The sequence below is a fragment of the Mycolicibacterium pallens genome (assembly GCF_019456675.1).
Taxonomy (GTDB): Bacteria; Actinomycetota; Actinomycetes; order Mycobacteriales; family Mycobacteriaceae; genus Mycobacterium; species Mycobacterium crocinum.
The window spans coordinates 3566676-3588006 of record NZ_CP080333.1 but is presented as its reverse complement, the minus strand read 5'-3'; the positions used below and the strand labels follow the sequence as shown (position 1 = coordinate 3588006).

Here is a 21331-nt window from a genome sequence, read left to right as displayed (position 1 = left end):
GTATCGGTCGAGATGCCCGTGAACCGCGACTATGCTGGGGCGTCGTGAGTAGACGCGGCAAGATTGTCTGTACCCTCGGCCCGGCCACCAGCACTGACGAGTCGGTGAAGGCTCTGGTCGACGCCGGCATGGACGTGGCCCGCCTGAACTTCAGCCACGGCGACTACGCCGACCATGAGGCGGCGTACAAGCGAGTTCGCCAGGCATCGGACGTCACCAGCCGCGCGGTCGGCATCCTCGCCGATCTGCAGGGGCCCAAGATCCGGCTGGGCCGATTCGCGGACGGCCCGACGTATTGGGCTAACGGCGAGACGGTGCGCATCACCGTCGAGCACTGTGAAGGCACCCACGACCGGGTCTCGACCACCTACAAGAACCTGGCCCGTGATGCCCAACCGGGGGACCGGCTGCTGGTGGACGACGGCAAGGTGGCGCTGGTCGTCGAACACATCGATGGCGACGACGTGGTCTGCACGGTGACCGAGGGCGGCCCGGTCAGCAACAACAAGGGTCTGTCGTTACCCGGCATGAACGTCTCGGTGCCGGCGCTGTCCGAGAAGGACATCGAAGACCTCGAGTTCGCGCTGCGCCTGGGTGTGGACCTGGTGGCGCTGTCGTTCGTCCGCTCACCGGCTGATGTCGAGTTGGTGCACGAGGTGATGGACCGGGTCGGCCGACGCGTCCCGGTGATCGCGAAGCTGGAGAAGCCCGAGGCGATCGACAACCTCGAGGCGATCGTGCTGGCCTTCGACGCCGTCATGGTGGCCCGCGGCGACCTCGGCGTCGAGCTGCCGCTGGAAGAGGTTCCGCTGGTGCAGAAAAGGGCCATTCAGATGGCCCGCGAGAACGCCAAGCCGGTGATCGTGGCCACCCAGATGCTCGAGTCGATGATCGAGAACTCCCGCCCCACCCGGGCCGAGGCCTCCGACGTCGCCAACGCCGTGCTCGACGGCGCCGACGCGGTCATGCTGTCCGGGGAGACCTCGGTCGGCAAGTACCCGCTGGAGGCGGTACGGACCATGGCTCGCATCATCGGTGCGGTCGAGGAGAACTCGACGGCCGCACCGCCGCTCACCCACGTGCCGCGGACCAAGCGCGGCGTCATCTCGTATGCCGCCCGCGACATCGGTGAGCGTCTCGACGCCAAAGCGTTGGTCGCGTTCACCCAATCCGGGGACACCGTGCGGCGCCTGGCGCGGCTACACACCCCGCTGCCGCTGCTGGCGTTCACCGCGCTGCCGGAGGTCCGCAGCCAGCTGGCGCTGACCTGGGGCACCGAGACGTTCATCGTCGGGCACATGGAGACGACCGACGACATGATTCGCGAGGTCGACCGCTCGATGCTCGAGCTGGGCCGCTACAAGCGGGGTGACCTGGTGATCATCGTCGCAGGTGTGCCGCCGGGCACAGTAGGCTCGACGAACCTGATTCACGTCCACCGGATCGGGGAGGACGACCACTAGGGAGAGACTGTTGGCCAACGCGGACCTCGACGAGCTGCTGGCCATTCTCGACCTGTCCGACCTCGGCGACGACGTGTTCGCCGGCGCGCATCCGCACAAGAACCCGCCGCGCACCTTCGGCGGACAGTTGATGGCGCAGGCGTTCGTCGCAGCCACCCGCACCCTGCGGCACGAGATCGCACCGAGCGCGTTGTCGGTGCACTTCATCGGCGGCGGCGATCCGGCCGAAGACATCAAGTACCACGTCGTGCGGCTGCGCGACGAGCGGCGCTTCGCCAACCGGCGCGTCGACGCGATTCAGAACGGCACGCTGCTGGCCACCGCGCTGGTGTCCTACATCTCGGCAGGCAGCGGACTGGAACACGGCGTTCCGATGCCCAATCTGCCGTCGCCGGAGACGCTGCCCACGATTGACGAGCTCCTCGTCGGGTACGAGAAAGTGGTGCCCGGATTCGTCGAAGCGCTACGTCCCATCCAGTGGCGCTACACCAACGAGCCCTCCTGGATCATGCGCGAAAAGGGCGGCACTCTCACCGGAAATCAGGTGTGGCTCAAGGCCGATGGCGCGATGCCGGACGACCCGACGCTGCACACCGCCGCGATGATCTATTCGTCCGACACCACGATCCTCGACTCGATCATCACCACGCATGGACTGTCGTGGGGCTGGGACCGCATCTTCGCCGTCACGGTCAACCATTCACTGTGGTTCCACCGGCAGGTCGATTTCTCCGACTGGGTGCTCTATTCGACGAATTCACCGGCCGCCGCCGAATCGCGCGGCCTGGGCAGCGGCCACTTCTTCAGCCCCTCCGGGGACGTGGTGGCCACCGTGACCCAAGAAGGAATCGTCAAGCACTTCCCAGGAAATGCCTGATAGCGGGCGTATTGTTCCTCGTGTGACCGAACCGCCGGTTCAGGTCGCGCAGCGCCTGCGCGCCAGAGAACGGGTTGTCGTGCATGTCGACACCCTGGCTGCTCGCTGGGTGGGTGCACTGGCGTTGCTGATCGCCACGAGCTGGCTCACCGTGCTGATGATCCGCGCACACCACCACCACACGCACTGGCATGCCGACAGCCGCGTCGCCTGGTCGTTGACGATCCTGGCCGCGGTCGCCCTGATCGCCCGCGGCATCTTCCTGGGCCGGCCGGTGACCGCCGCGCATGCGATCGCGGCCGCGATCGCGGTGCTGGCCGGCTTCGCCGCGCATCTGCTGGCCTTCGACGTCACCGGCGATGTGCTGGTCGCGATGTCGGGGCTGCTGCTGATGTGGCCGATGACCGCGCGGCCGGAGCCGGCGCAGCTGGCCCGGGTGTGGGCGCTGGTCGAGGCGACCCGCGGTGATCCGGTGGCACCGTTCGCGATGCAGACCCTCAAGAGCTATTTCTTCAGCGCGGACGGCACCGCCGCGATCGCCTACCGCACCCGGCTGGGCTACGCCGTAGTCAGCGGTGACCCGATCGGTGACGAACTCCGATTCGAGGAGCTGGTCGGCGACTTCGTCGGCATGTGCCACACCCACGGTTGGCGCGTGGTCGTGCTGGGTTGCAGCGAGCGCCGGCTCGGGCTGTGGCGGGACCCCGCGGTGATCGGGCGGACACTGCGGCCGGTGCCGATCGGCCGCGACGTCGTGATCGATGTGCCGTCCTTCGACATGGTGGGCCGCAAGTTCCGCAACCTGCGTCAGGCAGTCCAGCGCACCCACAACTTCGGCATCAGCACCGAGATCGTCGCCGAGCAGGGACTGGACGACCGACGACAGGCCGAACTCACCGACGTGCTGCTGTCGTCGGCGAAAGGGGCGCGCACCGAGCGCGGCTTCTCGATGATCCTCGACGGAGCGTTGACCGGTCGCTATCCCGGCGTCCTGCTGATCATCGCGCGGGACAAGGCCGGCCGGGTGCAGGGATTCCACCGGTACGCGGTGGCCGGCGGCGGCACTGATGTCACCCTCGACATCCCGTGGCGGCGCCGCGGCGCCCCGAACGGTATCGACGAGCGGCTCTCGGTCGACATGATCCAAGCGATGAAACAGCTTGGGACACAACGTCTTTCCTTGGCGTTCGCCGCGTTTCCGGAGATCTTCAACGACAAGCAGCGCGGGGCGCTCAGCACGTTCTTCTACACGGCGATCCACCTCGGTGACTCGCTGATCGCGCTGGAGTCGCTGTACCGCTACCTGCGCAAGTTCCACGCCCTCGGCGATCGCCGCTACGTGCTGCTGCCGCTGAGTCAGGTGCTGCCGCTTCTGGTCGTGCTGCTCTCGCTGGAGTTCGTGCCGCGGCGGCGGCAGCTTCCTCCTACGGCGTCGGCGTCAACGTGACGCTGAACTTGTTTTCCACGGACTGCTTGAACTCGTCGGCGCACTGCTGGACCTGCTGCTGATCCTGGCCGGCCTTCTGCAGGCAGTCGATGTAGTCGGTGGCGCCGACTTCCTTGAACACGCCGACCCAGACGGCGATGAACGCCAGGCCGACGATGATCGCGAGGAAACCGAGAATGATGCCGGCGAGCGCCACGCCGCCGTTGTTGGCCTCACCGCGCTTGACGCGGCTGCGGCCGGCGAAGCCGATGATCACCGCGACGATGCCCAGAATGATGCCGCCGACCACGGAGAACGACGACAGCAGCGCGACGATCGCGATGACCAGCGCGGTGACGCCCAGGCCGTTGCGCGGGCCGGTGGGCGGCGGTGTGTAGCCGGAATACGGCTGCGGCGGGGCCGGCGGATAGCCGCCGGGATACTGGCCGTACGGCGGGGCGGGATAGCCGGGCGGAGGTGGCGGCGGCGCGGCCTGCTGCGGCGGCGGGGTGGGCTGCTGAGGTGCCTGCTCTGGGGGCTCAGTCATGGATTGCACGTTACCTGTCGTGGCCGATCGATAGTCGCGGACAGGCGAGGTCGATACCAAGTTGATGACTGGCGACCACCACGGTGCGTCGTGGGCCCAGCAGCCGGCCGTCGAGCAGGGCGGTGAGGATGCGTTGGCCGTCGGCCGCATCGAGGTGTTCGGTCGGCTCGTCCAGCAGCACGATCGGCGCCGGGGACAGCAATACCCGCGCCAGCAGCAGCCGGCGGCGTTGACCCGCCGACACCGCGGCCGCACCGCCACCGAGCACGGTGCCCAACCCGTCGGGCAGGCCGGACAGCCACTCGTCAAGGCCCACCGCGGCCAGCGCATCGGTGAGCTCTGAGTCGGTGCAGTCGCCTCGCGCCACCAGGAGGTTGTCCCGCACGGTGGTGCTGAACAGGTGAGCGTCTTCGGCGAAATAGCTGATGGCGCTGCGTAATTGAGATTCGGTGAGCTCGCCGGTCGGTGTGTCGTCGATGGTGACGGTGCCGTCAATCGGCGGGATCAGCCCGGCCAGCGTCATCAACAGCGCGGTCTTGCCCGCGCCGCTGCGGCCGGTGATCGCCAAGCGGGCACCGGGTTGCAACGTCAGGGTGACGTGCTCGCCCACGGGGCCGCCGGGATAGCCGGCCCGCACGTCGGCTCGCAGGACCGGTGTCTCGGCGGGTGCGGTGAGGGTGACGGTCGCCTGCGTGGCGGGCGCGGGGAGCAGGTCCCGCAGTCGTGCGGCGGCGATTCGCCCGCGGGTCAGTGCGACGGCCGCGCCCGGCAGCGCGACGGTCGCCTCGAATGCCGAGAGCGGCAACAACATCAGCACCGCCAGCGTGGTGGGTGCGGTGTGCGCGGCGATGCCGATTCCGGCGACGACGGCTCCGATGACGCCGGCCCCGACGGCCAGCGTCGGCACCGCGGCCGCCGCAGCGGCGGGGGCGGCCGCCCGGTCGATCGCAGAGCCCCAATCACGCTGCCGCTCTTCGGCTTCGGCGATCACGGCCGGTAGCCGGCCGGCGACCCGCAGCTCGGCGGCATGCTCGAGTGCGGTGACGGCGGCGATATCGCGATCGGACTGTTGCCTGCGGGCGACCTCTTCCTGGGCGCGTGCCGCCCGCGCGGCCAACCCGGGCGCCAGCACACCCGCGATCAGCAGGCACACCGCGAGGACGACGGCCGCGGCGGGGGAGATCATGGCGATGACGGTCGTGGCGGCCACACCGAGCACGGCAGCGACACCGATCGGGACGTAGGCGCGGACGGCGACGTCGGCGACGGTGTCGACGTCGGTGCCGACTCGCGTCAGCAGGTCACCGCTGTGCAGTCGCGCCGTCACGTCGGCCGGGCCGTGGGCCAGCCGTCGGTAGATCTCGGTGCGTTCACCGTCAGCCGCCCGCAGCGCGGTGTCGTGCGATGCCAGTCGTTCGCAGTAGCCGAACACGCCCCGGGAGATGCCCAGCGCGCGGACGGCGACCACGGCGATCGACAGGTCCAGCACCAGCGGCATCTGCCAGGCACGGGTGATCAGCCAGGCCGACACCCCGGCCAGGGCCAGCGCGCTGCCCAGTGCCAGCGTGCCGAGGGCGATGGCCAGCAGCAGCCGCCGCCGGTCAAATGCGGGCATACTGATCGGCCTCCACCGCGATGACGTGATCGGCGATCCGTACCACACTGTCGCGGTGCGCGACCACGATGACGGTGGCCCCACCCGCTGCGCGGTTGCGGATCGCCTGCAGCACAGTGTGTTCGGTGGCCTCGTCGAGATGTGAGGTGGGTTCGTCGAGCAGCAGCACGGGCGCGGGGGAGCCCAGAGCGCGGGCCAGGCCCAGCCGCTGCCGCTGGCCCAGCGACAGACCCACCCCGCCGCGGCCCAGCACGGTGTCCATGCCGTCGGGCAGGGTGTTCAGCACCTCGGTGAAACCGGCTGCATCGCAGGCGCTTTGCGTGTCGGTGAGTGGGCCGAACAGCGTCAGGTTGTCCGCGACGGTCCCCGGGATGATCGCCGGGCGTTGCGCAAGCCAGGCCAGCTGCCGCCACCAGGCCGGGCGGTCGAGCTCGTCGACGTCGACACCGTCGACGGTCACCCGGCCGTTTGTCGGGGTGAGCAGTCCGGCGATCGCGAGCAGGGTGGTGGTCTTGCCCGCGCCGTTGGCGCCGGTGAGCACGGTGACCTCGCCGGGCAGTACCCGGCCGGACAGCTGGTGCGGCGACAGGCCGTCGCGCCCGGCGACACTGAGCCCGTCGAGGACGATTTCCGCGCCGGCGGCCGAGACGGTGCGGGTGCCCGCCGGTGGCTCGGGGTTCTGTTCGATCAACGCGAACGCCTTGTCGGAAGCGGCCTTTCCGTTCTGCGCGGCATGGAACTCGACACCGACGCGGCGCAGCGGCCAGAACACGTCGGGCGCCAGGAGCAATACCGTCAGTCCGGCCGCCAGGCTCATCTCGCCGAACACCAGTCGCAGTCCGATGCTGACCGCGACCAGCGCCACACCCAGCGTGGCGATGAGCTCGAGTACCAGTGCGGACAGGAAGGCGATGCGCAGGGTGGCCATCGCCGAACGGCGATGAGCGGCACCGAGTGTGGCGATGCGCTCGGCCGGGCCATCAGCGCGGCCGAGCGCGCGCAGGGTGGGGATGCCGGCGATGAGGTCCAGGAGTCGGGCCTGCAGTGTGGTCATCGCTTCCAGTGCGGCGGCCGACCGTTCGGCGGTGGCCAGTCCGATCAGCACCATGAAGATCGGGATGAGCGGCAGGGCAACCAGCACGATCGCCGCGGATTGAATGTCGTTGACCGCGATCACGATCACCGTGGCCGGGGTCAGGATCGCCGCCAGGAACAGGGCCGGGAGGTATGCGGTGAAATAGGGCCGCAGGCCATCGAGTCCACTGGTGACCACCGTGGCGGCATCGTCGCGCTGGAGGTTGCGTTCACCAGGCGGCAAGGCGGTGACCGTCCGCAGCACCCGGCCGCCGAGGTCGGCGATCACCGCGCTGGCGCCGCGCTGACCGAGTCGTCCCTGCAGCCATTGGATCAGCGCCCGAAACAGCCACAGCGCGGCCAGGATCGCCAGTTCGGTGCGCCAGTGCGCCAGGTTGCGGGTGGCCGGATCGGTGATGACACCGGCTACCAGATGGCCGAGGATCACGGCGCCGGCGATGGCGCAGCCGGCAATCAGCGTGCCGCAGCCGACCGTCGCGACCAGATACCGGCGCACGGCTGACGAGGCCCGCCACAGACGTGGGTCCAGCGGGCCCGACCGCCGCCGGTCGGTGCTCAGGGCACGCGCCTGCGGGGCAGGCCGACCGACTTCGGAATCGACTCAGCGAAGATCCGTTTACGGAACACCCAGTACGTCCAGCCCTGGTAGACCAGCACGATCGGAGTGAATATCGCTGCGGCCCAAGTCATCACCTTCAAGGTGTACGGGCTGGACGATCCGTTGAAAATCGTCAGGTCGTAGGCCGGGCTGATGGTCGACGGCACCAGGTTCGGGTACAGCGACCCGAAGAGCAGCGTCACCACCGCGGCGACGACGATCGTCGTCGCCAAGAACGCCCAGCCCTCCCGCGCGCCCCACGCGGCCGAGACTGCGGCAAGCTGGGCGATCACCGCGACGGCCAGGACCGCCCACGTCCACGACTTGCCATGTGCCAACTGGGTCCACAGGCCGAACGCGCCGACCAGCACAGTGGCGGGCAGGGCCAGCGTGCGGGCCACCCGCACCGCATCGCCACGCACCTCGCCGCCGCTCTTGAGCGCCAGGAACACCGCGCCGTGGAACAAGAACAGCGAGCAGGTGGCCAACCCACCGAGCAGCGTGTACGGATTCAGCACATCGGTGATGGACAGCCCCGTGACATTCTTGTCCGGCCCCACCGGCAACCCGTTGACCAGGATCGCGAAGGCGACACCCCACAGGATCGCAGGCAGCCACGACCCGGTCGCGATGCCGATGTCGCACCACCGCCGCCACTTCGGGTCGTCGATCTTGCCGCGCCATTCGATGGCGACGATGCGCGCGATCATCGACAGCAGGATCACCAGCAGCGGCAGGTACAACGTCGAGAACACGGTGGCATACCAGTGCGGGAAGGCCGCGAACATCGCTCCGCCGGCGGTGATCAGCCACACCTCGTTGCCGTCCCAGACCGGACCGATTGTGTTGAGCACCGCCCTGCGGTGACTCTCGTTATCGCCCTTGCCGATCCGGCCCAGCCACGCCATCACCATACCGACACCGAAGTCGAAGCCCTCCAGGACGAAGAAGCCCAGGAACAGCACGGCCACGATGACGAACCAAATCTGTTGCAGCCCCATGATTGTCTCCTCAGTAGGCGAACGACAGGGGTGCGACTTCGTCGTCCCCGGGTGGGGTAGGCGGCGCCGGTTCGGCGTCGTGTTCGAGCGGGCCCGCGGTGACGTAGCGGCGGATCAGGTAGAACCACACCACGGCCAGCACCGCGTAGATCAACGTGAACGAGATCAGCGACACCCAGACCAGACCCGGCCCGTGCAAGGACACGCCTTGGCGCACGGTCAGCCGGACGAGTTGGTCGCCATCGGGGTTGGGCGCGACCACCCATGGTTGGCGGCCCATCTCGGTGAACACCCAGCCGGCGATGGACGCCAGGAACGGGGTCGCAATCGTCCACAGCGCGAAGCGCGAATACCACCTTGCGCCCGGGACGCGGCCGCGCCGAGTCAGCCACAGCGTGGTCAGCGCGAATAGCAGGGGCACCGCCATCAGGCCGATCATGGCGCGGAAGGCCCAATACGTGACGAACAGATTCGGCACATACCAGCCGGGGCCGAACCGCTGTTCATATTGCTGCTGAAGGTCGTTCGTGCCCTGCAGCGTCACGCCGCTGAACTTGCCCTCGGCCAGGAACGGCAGTGCGAACGGCACCTCGATGACGCGGGTGATGCTGTCGCAGTTGTTGTGCGTGCCGACGGTCAGAAGCGACAAGTTGGGATCGGTTTCGGTGTGGCACAACGATTCCGCCGCGGCCATCTTCATCGGCTGCTGGTGGAACATCAGCTTGCCCTGCACGTCGCCGGTGAAGAACAGGCCGACACACGCCACGAGCGCCACCAGCGAGCCGAGGATCGCACCGGGACGGTAGAGGGCGGTGGCGTCCGGCGCTCCCTTGGCCCGCACCATCCACCAGGCGCACACCGTCGCCACGAACGTCGCCGCGGTGAGGAACGATGCGGCCACCGCGTGCCAGAACGCCGCGATTCCGGTGTTGTTGGTGAACAACTCGACGATGCTCTGCAGTTCGGCGCGACCCGTCGCCGGGTTGAACCGGGTGCCCACCGGGTGCTGCATCCAGGAGTTCGCGGTGATGATGAAGAACGCCGACAGGTTGACGGCGATGGCCACCAGCCAGATGGACGTCAGGTGCAGCCACCGCGGCAGCCGGGTCCAGCCGAAGATCCACAAGCCGATGAAGGTCGACTCCAGGAAGAACGCGACCAGGCCTTCGAGCGCCAGTGGCGCGCCGAACACATCGCCGACGAAGCGGGAGTATTCACTCCAGTTCATCCCGAACTGGAACTCCTGGACGATGCCGGTTGCAACGCCGATCGCGAAGTTGATCAGGAAGATCTTGCCGAAGAATTTGGTCAGCCGGTACCAGGCCGGGTTGTCGGTGATCACCCAGATCGTCTGCATGATCGCGATCAGCGGCGCCAGCCCGATGGTCAGTGGGACGAAGATGAAGTGGTAGACCGTCGTGATTCCGAATTGCCACCGGGACACGTCAAGAGCACTCATCGCGGAACTCTCCAAGGAACGCGAAAGGCGCGGATCGCCTATCTACGACAGAGTGTAGTAGCGGTCCGCGCCGTTCGCGCTAGAGCCTTTTGGCCTTTTGTGACGAGGATCCTAGGTCTGAGCGGCGGTGATCCGTTGTCCGATGTCTTTCGACGCCTTGCGGATTCCGAAGCTCGCCACGATCTCGAAGACTCCGATCACGACCAGCCAGATGCCGACCACGAGGGTCAGGGTGGCCAGGGACGGGAACGGCGACGCCAGCACCACGATGCCGGCGAGGAGGCTGATCACGCCGACAAAGATCTCCCAGCCACGGCCCGGTGTGTCCGGATCGCTGATCGCGGACACCGCGGTGGCGACGCCGCGGAAGATGAAGCCCACGCCGATCCAGATGGCCAGCAGCAGAATGGAGTTCTGGATGCTGCGGAAGCACAGCACCGCCAGAATCAGGGCGGCGGCGCCGCTGATGAACAGCATGACCCGGCCGCCGGCCGACACATGCAGGGTGAAGGCGTGGAACACCTGCGAGATGCCGGTGACCAGAAGGTAGGCGCCGAAGAAGATCGCCGCGACGAGGATCGAGATTCCCGGCCAGACGAGTACCAGGACGCCAAGGGCGAGCGACAACACGCCCGACAGCAGGACCGACTTCCACAGATGCGGCAGCAGCGGCGGGGCAGAGGTAGTAGTCATGGCCGAAGTGTCGCACAGAGGATTGGCGCGTCTGGGCAGTTCATCGGGGGAAGATCAGGTTCCGCTGCCAGATGGTTACGGTGCTACTACTGTTCCGTTACCGGGAGTACAAAACGCCCAACCGGCCATTAGTTTCGGGCGGGACAGCCCGGATGCAGTCGAGAGAAAGAGGCAACCGTGCAGAACTGGTGTCGCATTGCCGGAGTGGTAGCCGTGGCGGGCGTCATGGCCCTATCGGGCTGCAGCAGCAAGAACGACTCGGGCGGCGCAGGCCCGTCGACCGCGACCACGGCGGCCAAGGCGCAGAAGGTCGACGAGATCGCCGCGACCGTTCCCGACGAGATCAAGAAGTCGGGCAAGCTGGTCGTCGGCGTGAACATCCCCTACGCGCCCAACGAATTCAAGGATCCCAGCGGCAAGATCGTCGGCTTCGACGTCGATCTGATGAATGCGATCGCCTCCACGATGGGATTGACTGCGGACTTCCGCGAGGCGGACTTCGCCAAGATCATCCCGTCGATCCAGCAGGGCACCTTCAACGTCGGTATGTCGTCGTTCACCGACACCAAGGAACGTCAGCAGTCGGTGGACTTCGTCGACTACTTCAACGCGGGCATCCTGTGGGCGCAGCGACCCGGCTCGCCGATCGACCCCAACAACGCGTGCGGCAAGAAGGTTGCCGTGCAGGCGACCACCACCGAGGAAACCGACGAGCTGCCCAAGAAGAGCAAGGCGTGCACCGACGCCGGCAAGCCGGCCATCGAGATCCTGAAGTTCGACGGGCAGGACGCCGCCACCAACGCCGTCGTGCTAGGCCAGGCCGACGCCATGTCGGCGGATTCGCCGGTGACCGCGTACGCCATCAAGCAGAGCAACGGCAAGCTCGAAGCCGCCGGCGAGATCTTCGACTCGGCACCGTACGGCTGGCCGGTGGCCAAGGGCTCGCCCCTGGCCGCGTCGCTGCAGAAGGCCCTCGAGCACCTGATCTCGACCGGTGACTACAAGACGATCGCCAGCAACTGGGGTGTCGAGGCCGGAATGGTCACCAAGCCCGTCATCAACGGGGGGACCAGCTAACCGATATGGCTGTCGACGAGTCGGCCCCACCTGCCATCAACGCGGTCCCACTTCGTCATCCGTGGCGGTGGGTGGGGGCGGCCGTCATCGTCGTCCTGCTCGGACTCTTCCTGTATGGCGCGGCCACCAACCCCGCCTACGGCTGGTCCACCTACGGCGAGTACCTGTTCAACGACCGCATCATGCTCGGCGTGTTCAACACGCTGCAGCTGACCGTCTACGCGATGGTGCTGGGCATCGTGCTCGGTGTGATCCTGTCGGTGATGCGACTGTCGCCCAACCCCGTATTCGGTGCTGTGGCATGGGTTTTCCTGTGGATATTCCGCGGTACTCCGGTGTACGTGCAGTTGGTGTTCTGGGGATTGATCCCGACGATCTACCAGAACATCCAGCTCGGTATTCCGTTCGGTCCGTCGTTCTTTCATCTGGACCTGCAGGACCTGTCGATCCCGTTCCTGCTGGCGGTCATCGGACTCGGGCTCAACGAGGCGGCCTACATGGCCGAAATCATCCGCGCCGGAATCACCTCGGTGCCCGAGGGGCAGTCGGAGGCGTCGACCGCGTTGGGTATGTCGTGGGCAATGACGATGCGCCGCACCGTGCTTCCGCAGGCGATGCGGGTCATCATCCCGCCCACCGGCAACGAGGTGATCAGCATGCTGAAGACCACGTCGCTGGTGACGGCGGTGCCCTATTCGTATGACCTGTACAGCATCGCCTCGCGGGAGATCGCGGCCCGGACGTTCGAGCCGGTGCCGATGCTGCTGGTGGCCGCAACCTGGTATCTGGTGGTCACCAGTGTGTTGATGGTGGGGCAGTACTACCTCGAAAAGTATTTCTCCCGAGGCATATCCCGGCGGCTGACGTCCAAACAGCTCGAGGCGCTGGCGAAGGCGCAGACCGGCACGGAGGCGGGACACGTATGACCGGCGAACCCATGGTGCGCGCCGAGCGGGTGTGCAAGGACTTCGGGGCCCTGTCGGTGCTCAAGGGTGTCACGCTGTCGGTGGACCGCGGGCAGGTGCTGGTGCTGGTCGGCCCGTCGGGTTCCGGCAAGTCGACCTTCTTGCGGTGCATCAACCACCTCGAAACCGTCAGTGCCGGAAGGCTTTACGTCGACGGGGAATTGGTCGGGTATCGCGAGCGGGGTGACAAGCTGTACGAGATGTCGCCACGCGATGCTGCCAAACAGCGTCGCGACGTCGGGATGGTCTTCCAGCACTTCAACCTGTTTCCGCATCGCACCGCGCTGGCCAACATCATCGAGGCGCCGGTTCAGGTCAAGGGCGTGAAGAAGGCCCAGGCCGTCGCGCGGGCCCGCGAATTGCTCGCCCAGGTCGGCTTGTCCGACAAGGCCGATGCGTATCCCGCGCAACTCTCCGGCGGGCAACAGCAGCGGGTGGCCATCGCGCGCGCACTGGCGATGGAACCGAAGCTGATGCTGTTCGACGAGCCGACGTCGGCGCTGGACCCCGAGCTCGTCGGTGAAGTGCTCGGCGTGATGAAAAAGCTCGCCAGTCAGGGCATGACGATGGTCGTGGTGACCCACGAGATGGGCTTCGCCCGTGAGGTCGCCGACGAGTTGGTGTTCATGGACGGCGGGGTGATCGTCGAAAGCGGGCCACCGCGGGAGGTTCTGAGCAACCCGCAGCACGACCGCACCAAGGCCTTCCTATCAAAGGTGATGTAGCCCCTGGCGTGACGAGGATGACAGGAATTCCGGGCAGGAATGCCTGTCACGTCGGCGTTGCATAGAGCATGACGACAGCGACCGGACAACGACGAAACTCCGCAGAAGTAACCGGATTCCACGCCTCGCCCGAACTGGCGGCCAGCCTGCAGCGAGTGCTGGTGGACCTCATCGAATTGCACCTGCAGGGCAAGCAGGCGCACTGGAACGTCGTGGGAACGAACTTCCGCGACTTGCACTTACAGCTCGACGAACTCGTCGACTTCGCCCGTGAAGCCAGCGACACGATCGCCGAGCGCATGCGCGCACTGGACGCGGTACCCGACGGCCGCTCCGACACGGTCGCGGCCACCACGAGCGTCCCGCAAATCCCCGGCTACGAACACAACACCACTGAGGTGGTCGACCTGGTGACCACCGCGATCTACGCCGTCGTGGACACCATGCGCGACGTCCACGACGCCGTCGACGCCGAGGACCCCACCACCGCCGATCAGCTGCACCAGATGATCGACGGCCTGGAGAAGCTGGCCTGGCTGCTCAAGTCGGAGAACCGCAAGGTCTAGCCGGTTGGACTTTCGACCCGCCCAGTCTCTTCCTGGGCGGGTCGATTGCTGTCCGGGGCAGGTTGTGCCCGGCGGTCGACCAGATACCAGGTGTGCATCAGGCCCTTGCCCTTGACGTCGACGTCGCCGCGTTCCTCGAGGACGAAGCGGTCCCGCAGCCGTTCGTAGACATCCTGGGGCACTTGGATTCGACCCTCCGGGTCGGTGGTCTCCATCCGCGAGGCGACGTTGACCGCGTCGCCCCACACGTCGTAGAAGAACCGGCGGGCGCCGACCACGCCGGCGACGACGGGGCCCGCAGCCATCCCCATCCGCAACGGCACGGGCTGGCCATTGGGATCGCGCAGATCTCGGACCGCCTTGGCCATGTCCAGGGCGAGATTCGCAAGTGCCTCGACGTGATCCGGCCGGGATTCGGGCACACCACTGACCACCATGTAGGAGTCGCCGGTGGTCTTGATCTTCTCCAGGCCGTGCTTGTCGACGAGCCGGTCGAAGGTGGTGTAGAGCCGGTCGAGGAAGCGCACCAGCTCGGCCGGCGGAATCTGACTGGCCCGTTCGGTGAAGCCGGCGATGTCGGCGAACAGGATGGAGGCGTCGTCGTACCGGTCGGCGATCACGCCGCGGGCGGGATCCTTCAGCCGTGCCGCGATGGTGGCCGGCAGGATGTTGGCCAGCAGCGCTTCCGAGCGCAGGTACTCGAATTCCATTGCGGCTTCGGCACGCGAGACCTCCCGCATGGCGTACCAGACCGTCGCGAAGATCATCACGCACGCGGACACCGTGGTGATCACGAAGCCGGCGTTGACCAGCCAGCGCGGCTGGATACCGGTGTCGCCGGGAACCAGGAACTGCGATGCGATGGTCAACCCGGCGCCGATCGCGACGACCGTCGACGCCAGCACGACGTGTTCGACGCCGAGCACCAGCACCGCCAGTGATGCCGACACAAGGTAGTAGAACTGGATGCCGGAGTCCGTGCCGACCTGCCAGCCGACGATGGTCAGCGATACGAAGGCGAAGAAGACGAAGGCCAGCGCGGCGATGATGTCGCCGAACCGGTGCAGCAGCGGGATGATCCCGAAGATCGCCGCGGTGCCGAGGTTGACCAACCCGATGACCACCAGGTGCTCCCCGGTGATGAACTGCAGGATCCCCACGACGGCGGTGACGACGGCGGCCATCGACGCCGCGATGTTGAGCACCCGTTGCCTGCGTTTGATGGACTCCGCCCAGTGCAGGTTTCGGGCCGGCGTGCGGCGCTGCATGCGCTCGCAGTCCGCGCGCTGGGCCGGCCCGTCCGACGGCACCGAACCGGCGCATTTTCGCAGGGTGCCCACGTCGGCAGCTTATCTGCACGGCTGGTGCAGCGGCGCTAACCTGCAAGAGTGACCCGCATTGCCTGTGCGCAGATCGACCCGACCATCCTCGCGCTGGACGCCAACATCGAGCTCTCGGCATCCGCCGTCGCCGACGCCGTCGCCCAGGGTGCGGACGTGGTGGTGCTGCCCGAGTTGGCGACATCGGGCTACATGTTCACCGACGCCGACGAAGCTCGCTCGGTGGCATTGCGCCCGACCGACCCTGCCTTCGAGGCGTGGCGCTCGGCCGCCGGGGACGCGATCGTGATCGGCGGGTTCTGCGAGCTCGGCGACGACGGCTTGCTCTACAACAGCGCGCTGGCGCTGGACCGCGAGGGGCCGATCGCCACCTACCGCAAGACGCACCTGTGGGACCGGGAGAAGCTGATCTTCACCCGTGGCGGCGAGCTGCCGCCGGTGTTGAAGACCCGCCACGGTGCGATCGCGGTGATGGTCTGCTACGACCTGGAGTTCGGTGAGGTGACCCGCCGGGTGGCGGTCGATGGCGTGGAATTGATTGCGGCGCCGGTGAATTGGCCATTGTTCCCGCGCCCGGAGGGGGAGCGGCCGGGTGAGGTGATCACGGCGATGTCGACCGCGAGGCTCAATCGGGTGGTCGTCGCGGTGTGTGATCGCGCGGGCGTGGAGCGCAATCAACCGTGGACCGAGGGGTCCGTGATCGTCGACCCCGACGGCTGGGTGGTCGCGGAGGCCGGCGCGGGGCCCGGGCTGGCCATCGCCGACGTCGACCTGTCGGCGACGCACGACAAGACACTGACGGAGTACGTCGACCTGCTGTCGGATCGCCGTATCGACCTGTATTGAGAGAACTGCGATGAAGACCCGTGGTATCCGCCTATGGCATGTGGTGGCGGGAACCCTGCTGTTCTTCGCGGCAATACTGCTCGCCGGAATGGGCGTAGCCGCAACGGCTTCCGGCAGCCCCACGTGTACGAACGTGGGACCCACCACCACGACGGTCTGTCAGAGTCCGGGCAACGCGCAGATCACCACCTCGCCGGGGACGATCGCCACGCCGAACTGGGGTTGGCCGTTCTGGGGCGGCGGATTGGTGATCGGGATCGGCTGATCGACTCGTCGGAAGATGCGCGATTTGCGCCTGCCGAAAGTTTGCCGATGGGTATGCTCGCCTGACCAGGCCGTACCGGATCGGCCGATGACGACGGGGAGTGGGAACGAACATGAGCTCTGGGCGCTTGACTCGCCACATTGCACTCTTTGCTGGCGGGGCCGCGATCGTCGGGATGGGGGCGCTGACCGCCTGCAGCCCCAACGAGAAGGAAGCCCCGTCGTCGACGACGACCACTCCGTCGTCCACCGTGGCACCGTCGCCCACCGAAAAGGCCGTCACCCCCGGCGGCGGGAACTCGTTCTCGCCAACGGTCAACCCGGCGCCCCCGGGAGCGGTCTGCAAGGAAATCGTCGGCAACAACTGCATCCGGTAAGTCAGGCCTGAAACTCTCGCCGCGTGGAGCGGTCGAAGAGCGGCGCAGTAGCAGCACCGGATCCGCGCAGCCCTGCGCCAGGCCGCGCCGGTTGTAGGTCCACCGACCACGGCTTGCGCCGCATCCGTACGAGTAGCGACCGCGGCCAAGATCCGGGGGTTGCACTCGAGGAAGCTCACCTGCCGGTCCGGACCCTGACACGCGTCGAGGTGGGCGACCGTCGAGCCCTCGCGCACTTGCGGTGCGCCGAGGATTGCTTCGCCGTCGACCGTGAACACTTGAGCCCGACATCCTGGCCCGGGAAAATCTGCTGAGCGACCAGCGGGCGGTACCGGTATTCGTCGTTGTCAATGATCTAGCGGATATCGTCGGCCGATGTCGCCAGCACGAGACCCTCCGAGCCGGTGCGTGTTGGCCGATTCGGCCACGCGAGCTGCGAACTCGTCCGCGAGTCGGCGCATAGAAGTGAGGCTGGGGTGCTAGCAGATCAGCAGGACCCCCGGGCCGCGCGGAGGCGCCGCTGTCGACTGTGGGCATTGGCGAACGTCTTGGGGTCCGCAGCGGGGCGACGCTGTTGCCGAGCGGTTCCGTGCCCGGCGTCAGGCAGACCAATCCGGCCCAGCGGACACGCGTCGTCGCTACTCGAACTCCAAATCAGTTACCTTGCGCAAGCGCCAATTCTGTGACGCGAAACACTCGTCGTTTCGGTTTATGCATGCCGATGAACAGGCAACTTTCGCTTTACGGCCCGCCATGTTCGTGCAATAAGGGGGAGATGCGTCATGGCGGGCCTCTCACTTAGCAAAGGAGGGGGCATGCGAACGCTGAGGCGGCTCCGGAGGCGGGTCAAGTCCGCATTCCGGCGCGATCAATACCTGATCTATAAGGTTCTGTTCATTGTTCTGCTTGTTGGTGTGACGGTAGCTTTGGCCGCTTATGTATTCGACAAGTGACCCGTAATTCGACAGAGGATGCTGACGCGACCGTCTCTCGGCCGATCGAATCCATCGACACCATAAGCCTGGGTTGTTTTCGCAAGGGCCCCAATTGGTGTCAGCCGAAAGTGGTTCTCTCCGTCCGCAATTCACGTCCTTCCGGCTCGCAGCGTCCACATTGGCCTTGTCTCCGGGCCGTTACTGGAACGCTGACTTCTGTGTCGAACTCCGTTACGCGTGCCGCGGCGTAGCACGCCATGTTCGCTGACATCTCTGGCCACCTCTCCCTGGCCGCGCGGCTGGGGAGCGCAACGGAGCCCGGGCGAGGGTCCGACCCGCAGGGTTAGAAGGCAACGCCTGCGGGCTCACCCTGGCCGGGCGGCTTGTCGGAGCGCAACGCGGCCAGGGTGATTAACTCTGAGCCAAAAGCGAAGACGGGTAACGGGCGCACGTAGTTAACTACTCGGACCGTCTATCCATCGTGCGAAGGGAGACCCCGCTGCGGCAAGGGGGGACAGGCCGCAGCGCGGTCTCGCTAGTGAAACGATGTGGCGGCCCGTTTCGTTCCTATAGCTCGCCTCGCATGCTCTGGACGCCTCGACGTCGTTGGCGCCGTCGCCCCGACCGGCTTTCGATCTCCGCGCTGGCCGTCCTGCTGCCAGCGTTACCCGCAATGTGCCCTTCGCCGAGGCCCGGTCACGAAGCGCTCAAAACACCCGCACCGGTTCGTCGACCACGCGCGCGACGCTCGGGGTGCAAGGTATCGAGCATGCGTTGAGCAAAACGGCCTCGCCCCGATGATGCGGCCGGAAGCACCCGCGTCTGTCCGTTCGGCGAACATCTCTACTATTAACGTGATAGATAATTATGACGTTGGGGGACTGTCCTGCCACCGCGCTCCTGGGGGGTCGGACCCGCCCGCCCCTCGCGCCGCATTACCCCCCATGCGGTTGCGAGGGCGGGCGGCTTTCCCGAGAGCGTCAAGCGCCTAGAGAAACGCCCCGGCTTGCATGCCCACACCGGGCCGTCTGGTTCGCTAGCGCGGGCTAACATTTGCTCGCCATGCCGTGGCGGCCGGTATCAGAGGTCGACCACTCGCCCGAGCTGTACGTGTGACTTCGGGCATGAGCTGCGACCTACCGCTGTTGTGCCTACCGGCTGCTTTTTGGGCGGATCCGCTTCTCGTGTAGCTCAGACCATGATGCTCTGAGCTGGTCTTTCTTGGTGCCCTCGGTGAGATTCGAACTCACACTGCACGGGTTTTGAATCCGTTTCCTCTGCCAGTTGGGATACGAGGGCAGGCCGTCGCGACGGCGGTGTCCCACCATAGTGGATGACGGCAGCGGCGCCGCCAACCGGTCGGCCGCGGCGCCCCGCGGTCGCTGTTTGGGGCCGTTCACGCGACAATGTCTGCATGACCGACGCCCCAGACCGTATTGCCCGACGCGTGCTGATCGCCGAGGACGAGGCGTTGATCCGGCTGGATCTGGCCGAAATGCTTCGCGATGAGGGTTACGAGGTGGTCGGCGAGGCCGGCGACGGCCAGGAAGCCGTCGAGCTGGCCGAGCAGCTGCGCCCCGACCTGGTGATCATGGACGTCAAGATGCCGCGCCGCGACGGGATCGACGCGGCCGCCGAGATCGCCAGCAAGCGCATCGCTCCGATCGTGGTGCTGACCGCCTTCAGCCAGCGCGATCTGGTGGAGAAGGCGCGCGATGCCGGTGCGATGGCCTACCTGGTGAAGCCGTTTTCGATCAGCGATCTGATCCCGGCCATCGAGGTCGCGGTCAGCCGGTTCGGCGAGATTGCCGAACTCGAGCGCGAGGTGGCCAACCTGTCGGACCGGCTGGAGACCCGCAAGCTGGTGGAACGGGCCAAGGGTCTGCTGCAGGCCAACCAGGGGATGACCGAACCCGAGGCGTTCAAGTGGATCCAGCGCGCCGCCATGGACCGGCGGACCACCATGAAACGGGTCGCCGAGGTGGTGCTGGAGACGCTCGACACGCCCGGTGCGGATCCGGCGTCGAATTGACGCGTTAACTCTGCATTTCCTCTGACCGCGCCGTTTGCCGCGATCCGGAATATGCTCACGGCCAGGCGTTGGCCAAGATGACGCGCTGCGGCCACCGGTTGGTTATGTTCTACCGCAGTGTCGAGGGTGGGCCGGATGGTGGTCTGCGATGTCGGCGCCGTGAAACTACTGACCCGGAGGTGAAACGTGCGCGGACGCGCGACACGCAGTGCAATCGCCGCTAGTTCAACGTTGCTGGCGGTCATGGCTATCGCCGGTTGCAACCAGCAGTCCCCGTCGAATGGTGGGAGCTCCTCGCAGGGCGACCTGAAGATCGTCGAGCAGGTTCAGATCGACCAGAACGGTGCTGAGGTCAAGCCCGACGCAGGTGCCACCCCAGCCGACCCGGCCGGCGACGGCAAGGCCACCTGCCCGCCGGTGTCCATCGCGATGGCCGGCGCGCTCAACGGGCCGGACGCCGCACTGGGCATCAACATCAAGGACGGCGTGCAGCTGGCGATCGACAAGCACAACGCCGCCAATCCGGGCTGCCAGGTGCAACTGAAGCCGTTCGACACCGAGGGTGACCCGCAGAAGGCTACCGCGATCGCGCCGCAGATCGTCGACGACGCGTTCACCATCGGCCTTGTCGGACCGGCGTTCTCGGGCGAGACCAAGGCCACCGGCGGGGTCTTCGACCAGGCCGGTCTGGTCGCGGCCACCGCGTCGGCCACCAACGTCACGCTGTCCGAGCAGGGCTGGAAGACGTTCTTCCGCGGCCTGGCCAACGACGGAGTGCAGGGTCCGTCGGTCGCCAACTACCTGAAGAACACGCTCAAGCAAACCAAGGTCTGCGTCGTCGACGACAGCACCGACTACGGCACCGGTCTGGCGGCCGCGGTCCGCGAGACCCTCGGCCCGGTGGCCCTCGACGCCTGCAAGATCTCGGTCAAGAAGGGCGATAAGGACTTCTCGGCCGCGGTCACCCAGGTCAAGGGCCAGTCGCCGGATTCGGTGTTCTACAGCGGCTACTACGCCGAGGCGGCGCCGTTCGTCCAGCAGCTGCGCGACGGCGGTTACACCGGCAAGTTCGTCAGTGCCGACGGCACCAAGGATCCGGAGTTCGTGAAGCAGGCCGGCCAGTCGTCCAAGGACGCCATCCTGTCGTGCCCCTGCGGGCCGGCCACCGGTTCCTTCGCCGACGAGTACACCAAGAAGTTTGGTCAGGCTCCCGGCACCTACAGCACCGAGGGCTACGACCTCGGCACGATCCTGCTGAAGGGCATCGACGCAGGCAAGATCACCCGGGCCGACCTGCTCGACTGGGTGAAGAACTACAACGGGCAGGGTGTGGCCCGTAAGTACCAGTGGACCGACAAGGGTGAGCTCACCACCACCCTGATCTGGATCTACAAGGTTCAGTAGCCGATACGCGAGACGCGTCCGGGACC

General features: G+C 66.7%; 19 protein-coding genes and 1 tRNA gene. 12 read left to right on the top strand and 8 right to left on the bottom strand.

All coding sequences use genetic code 11. From position 1 onward, the window contains the following. Nucleotides 1–44: 44 nt before the first annotated feature. Genes pyk through K0O64_RS17610 form a run of 3 tightly spaced genes read left to right on the top strand, consistent with a single transcriptional unit; the run spans nucleotide 45 to nucleotide 3787 of the window. Nucleotides 45–1463: a pyruvate kinase gene (pyk, locus tag K0O64_RS17620; RefSeq protein WP_071943716.1), complete on the top strand. Its 1419-nt coding sequence runs from the start codon at nucleotides 45–47 to the stop codon at nucleotides 1461–1463. A gap of 10 nt (nucleotides 1464–1473) precedes the next feature. Beyond that, entirely contained in the window at nucleotides 1474–2340 is an 867-nt protein-coding gene (locus K0O64_RS17615) for an acyl-CoA thioesterase (protein WP_220045619.1), read from the top strand. Nucleotides 2341–2362: 22 nt separating this feature from the next. Then, on the top strand, nucleotides 2363–3787 hold the full coding sequence (locus K0O64_RS17610; RefSeq protein ID WP_425574812.1) for an MprF family protein: 1425 nt from the start codon (nucleotides 2363–2365) through the stop codon (nucleotides 3785–3787). On the opposite strand, the gene K0O64_RS17605 is transcribed toward K0O64_RS17610, so the two are convergent. From K0O64_RS17605 to K0O64_RS17580, 6 genes are all read right to left on the bottom strand, one after another. Next, nucleotides 3765–4313, bottom strand: a complete 549-nt coding sequence (locus K0O64_RS17605) for a DUF4190 domain-containing protein (RefSeq protein ID WP_220045618.1) — start codon at nucleotides 4311–4313, stop codon at nucleotides 3765–3767. The two genes, K0O64_RS17610 and K0O64_RS17605, sit on opposite strands and share 23 nt — an antisense overlap. A gap of 10 nt (nucleotides 4314–4323) precedes the next feature. Further along, entirely contained in the window at nucleotides 4324–5928 is a 1605-nt protein-coding gene (gene cydC, locus K0O64_RS17600) for a thiol reductant ABC exporter subunit CydC (protein WP_220045617.1), read from the bottom strand. Next, entirely contained in the window at nucleotides 5915–7519 is a 1605-nt protein-coding gene (gene cydD, locus K0O64_RS17595; RefSeq protein WP_220045616.1) for a thiol reductant ABC exporter subunit CydD, read from the bottom strand. The genes cydC and cydD overlap by 14 nt, the downstream gene beginning before the upstream one ends. 59 nt (nucleotides 7520–7578) lie before the next feature. Next, nucleotides 7579–8622, bottom strand: a complete 1044-nt coding sequence (gene cydB / locus K0O64_RS17590) for a cytochrome d ubiquinol oxidase subunit II (protein WP_220045615.1) — start codon at nucleotides 8620–8622, stop codon at nucleotides 7579–7581. Nucleotides 8623–8632: 10 nt separating this feature from the next. Next, complete coding sequence (locus K0O64_RS17585) at nucleotides 8633–10081, bottom strand: cytochrome ubiquinol oxidase subunit I (RefSeq protein ID WP_071943728.1); 1449 nt, start codon at nucleotides 10079–10081, stop codon at nucleotides 8633–8635. Between the two features lie 111 nt (nucleotides 10082–10192). Then, nucleotides 10193–10774, bottom strand: coding sequence for an HdeD family acid-resistance protein (locus tag K0O64_RS17580; RefSeq protein ID WP_174714131.1), 582 nt, complete (start codon nucleotides 10772–10774; stop codon nucleotides 10193–10195). A gap of 225 nt (nucleotides 10775–10999) precedes the next feature. On the opposite strand from K0O64_RS17580, the gene K0O64_RS17575 reads away from it, so the two are divergent. From K0O64_RS17575 to K0O64_RS17560, 4 genes are all read left to right on the top strand, one after another. Further along, on the top strand, nucleotides 11000–11851 hold the full coding sequence (locus tag K0O64_RS17575) for an ABC transporter substrate-binding protein (protein WP_096311667.1): 852 nt from the start codon (nucleotides 11000–11002) through the stop codon (nucleotides 11849–11851). 5 nt (nucleotides 11852–11856) lie between these two features. Beyond that, a complete protein-coding gene (locus K0O64_RS17570; RefSeq protein WP_096311666.1) occupies nucleotides 11857–12777 on the top strand; it encodes an amino acid ABC transporter permease in 921 nt (306 codons plus the stop codon). Nucleotides 12778–12788: 11 nt separating this feature from the next. After that, nucleotides 12789–13541 (top strand): amino acid ABC transporter ATP-binding protein, encoded by a 753-nt coding sequence (locus K0O64_RS17565; RefSeq protein ID WP_174714196.1) that lies wholly within the window; start codon nucleotides 12789–12791, stop codon nucleotides 13539–13541. A 68-nt stretch (nucleotides 13542–13609) separates the two neighbouring features. After that, nucleotides 13610–14107, top strand: coding sequence for a Dps family protein (locus tag K0O64_RS17560; RefSeq protein WP_071943743.1), 498 nt, complete (start codon nucleotides 13610–13612; stop codon nucleotides 14105–14107). Here K0O64_RS17560 and K0O64_RS17555 read toward each other — a convergent pair. Further along, on the bottom strand, nucleotides 14104–15375 hold the full coding sequence (locus tag K0O64_RS17555; protein ID WP_225933755.1) for an adenylate/guanylate cyclase domain-containing protein: 1272 nt from the start codon (nucleotides 15373–15375) through the stop codon (nucleotides 14104–14106). The genes K0O64_RS17560 and K0O64_RS17555 overlap by 4 nt on opposite strands. 144 nt (nucleotides 15376–15519) lie before the next feature. Here K0O64_RS17555 and K0O64_RS17550 point away from each other — a divergent pair, with 144 nt between their 5' ends. From K0O64_RS17550 to K0O64_RS17540, 3 genes are all read left to right on the top strand, one after another. Then, entirely contained in the window at nucleotides 15520–16293 is a 774-nt protein-coding gene (locus K0O64_RS17550; RefSeq protein ID WP_434085469.1) for a nitrilase-related carbon-nitrogen hydrolase, read from the top strand. A 10-nt stretch (nucleotides 16294–16303) separates the two neighbouring features. Continuing rightward, entirely contained in the window at nucleotides 16304–16558 is a 255-nt protein-coding gene (locus tag K0O64_RS17545; protein WP_125477454.1) for a hypothetical protein, read from the top strand. A 112-nt stretch (nucleotides 16559–16670) separates the two neighbouring features. Continuing rightward, the gene (locus tag K0O64_RS17540; protein ID WP_096311662.1) at nucleotides 16671–16934 is read left to right on the top strand and encodes a hypothetical protein; all 264 of its coding nucleotides are present in this window, start codon (nucleotides 16671–16673) and stop codon (nucleotides 16932–16934) included. A 2157-nt stretch (nucleotides 16935–19091) separates the two neighbouring features. Here K0O64_RS17540 and K0O64_RS17535 read toward each other — a convergent pair. After that, nucleotides 19092–19168 (bottom strand) — tRNA-Leu (locus tag K0O64_RS17535). Between the two features lie 115 nt (nucleotides 19169–19283). On the opposite strand from K0O64_RS17535, the gene K0O64_RS17530 reads away from it, so the two are divergent. Together K0O64_RS17530 and K0O64_RS17525 are read left to right on the top strand one after the other, a co-directional pair. Further along, nucleotides 19284–19901 carry a two-component system response regulator PdtaR gene (locus K0O64_RS17530; protein ID WP_071943757.1) on the top strand — a complete coding sequence of 206 codons (618 nt, stop codon included), beginning with the start codon at nucleotides 19284–19286 and terminating at the stop codon, nucleotides 19899–19901. A 243-nt stretch (nucleotides 19902–20144) separates the two neighbouring features. Further along, nucleotides 20145–21305, top strand: a complete 1161-nt coding sequence (locus K0O64_RS17525; RefSeq protein WP_276041174.1) for a branched-chain amino acid ABC transporter substrate-binding protein — start codon at nucleotides 20145–20147, stop codon at nucleotides 21303–21305. Nucleotides 21306–21331 lie beyond the last annotated feature (26 nt).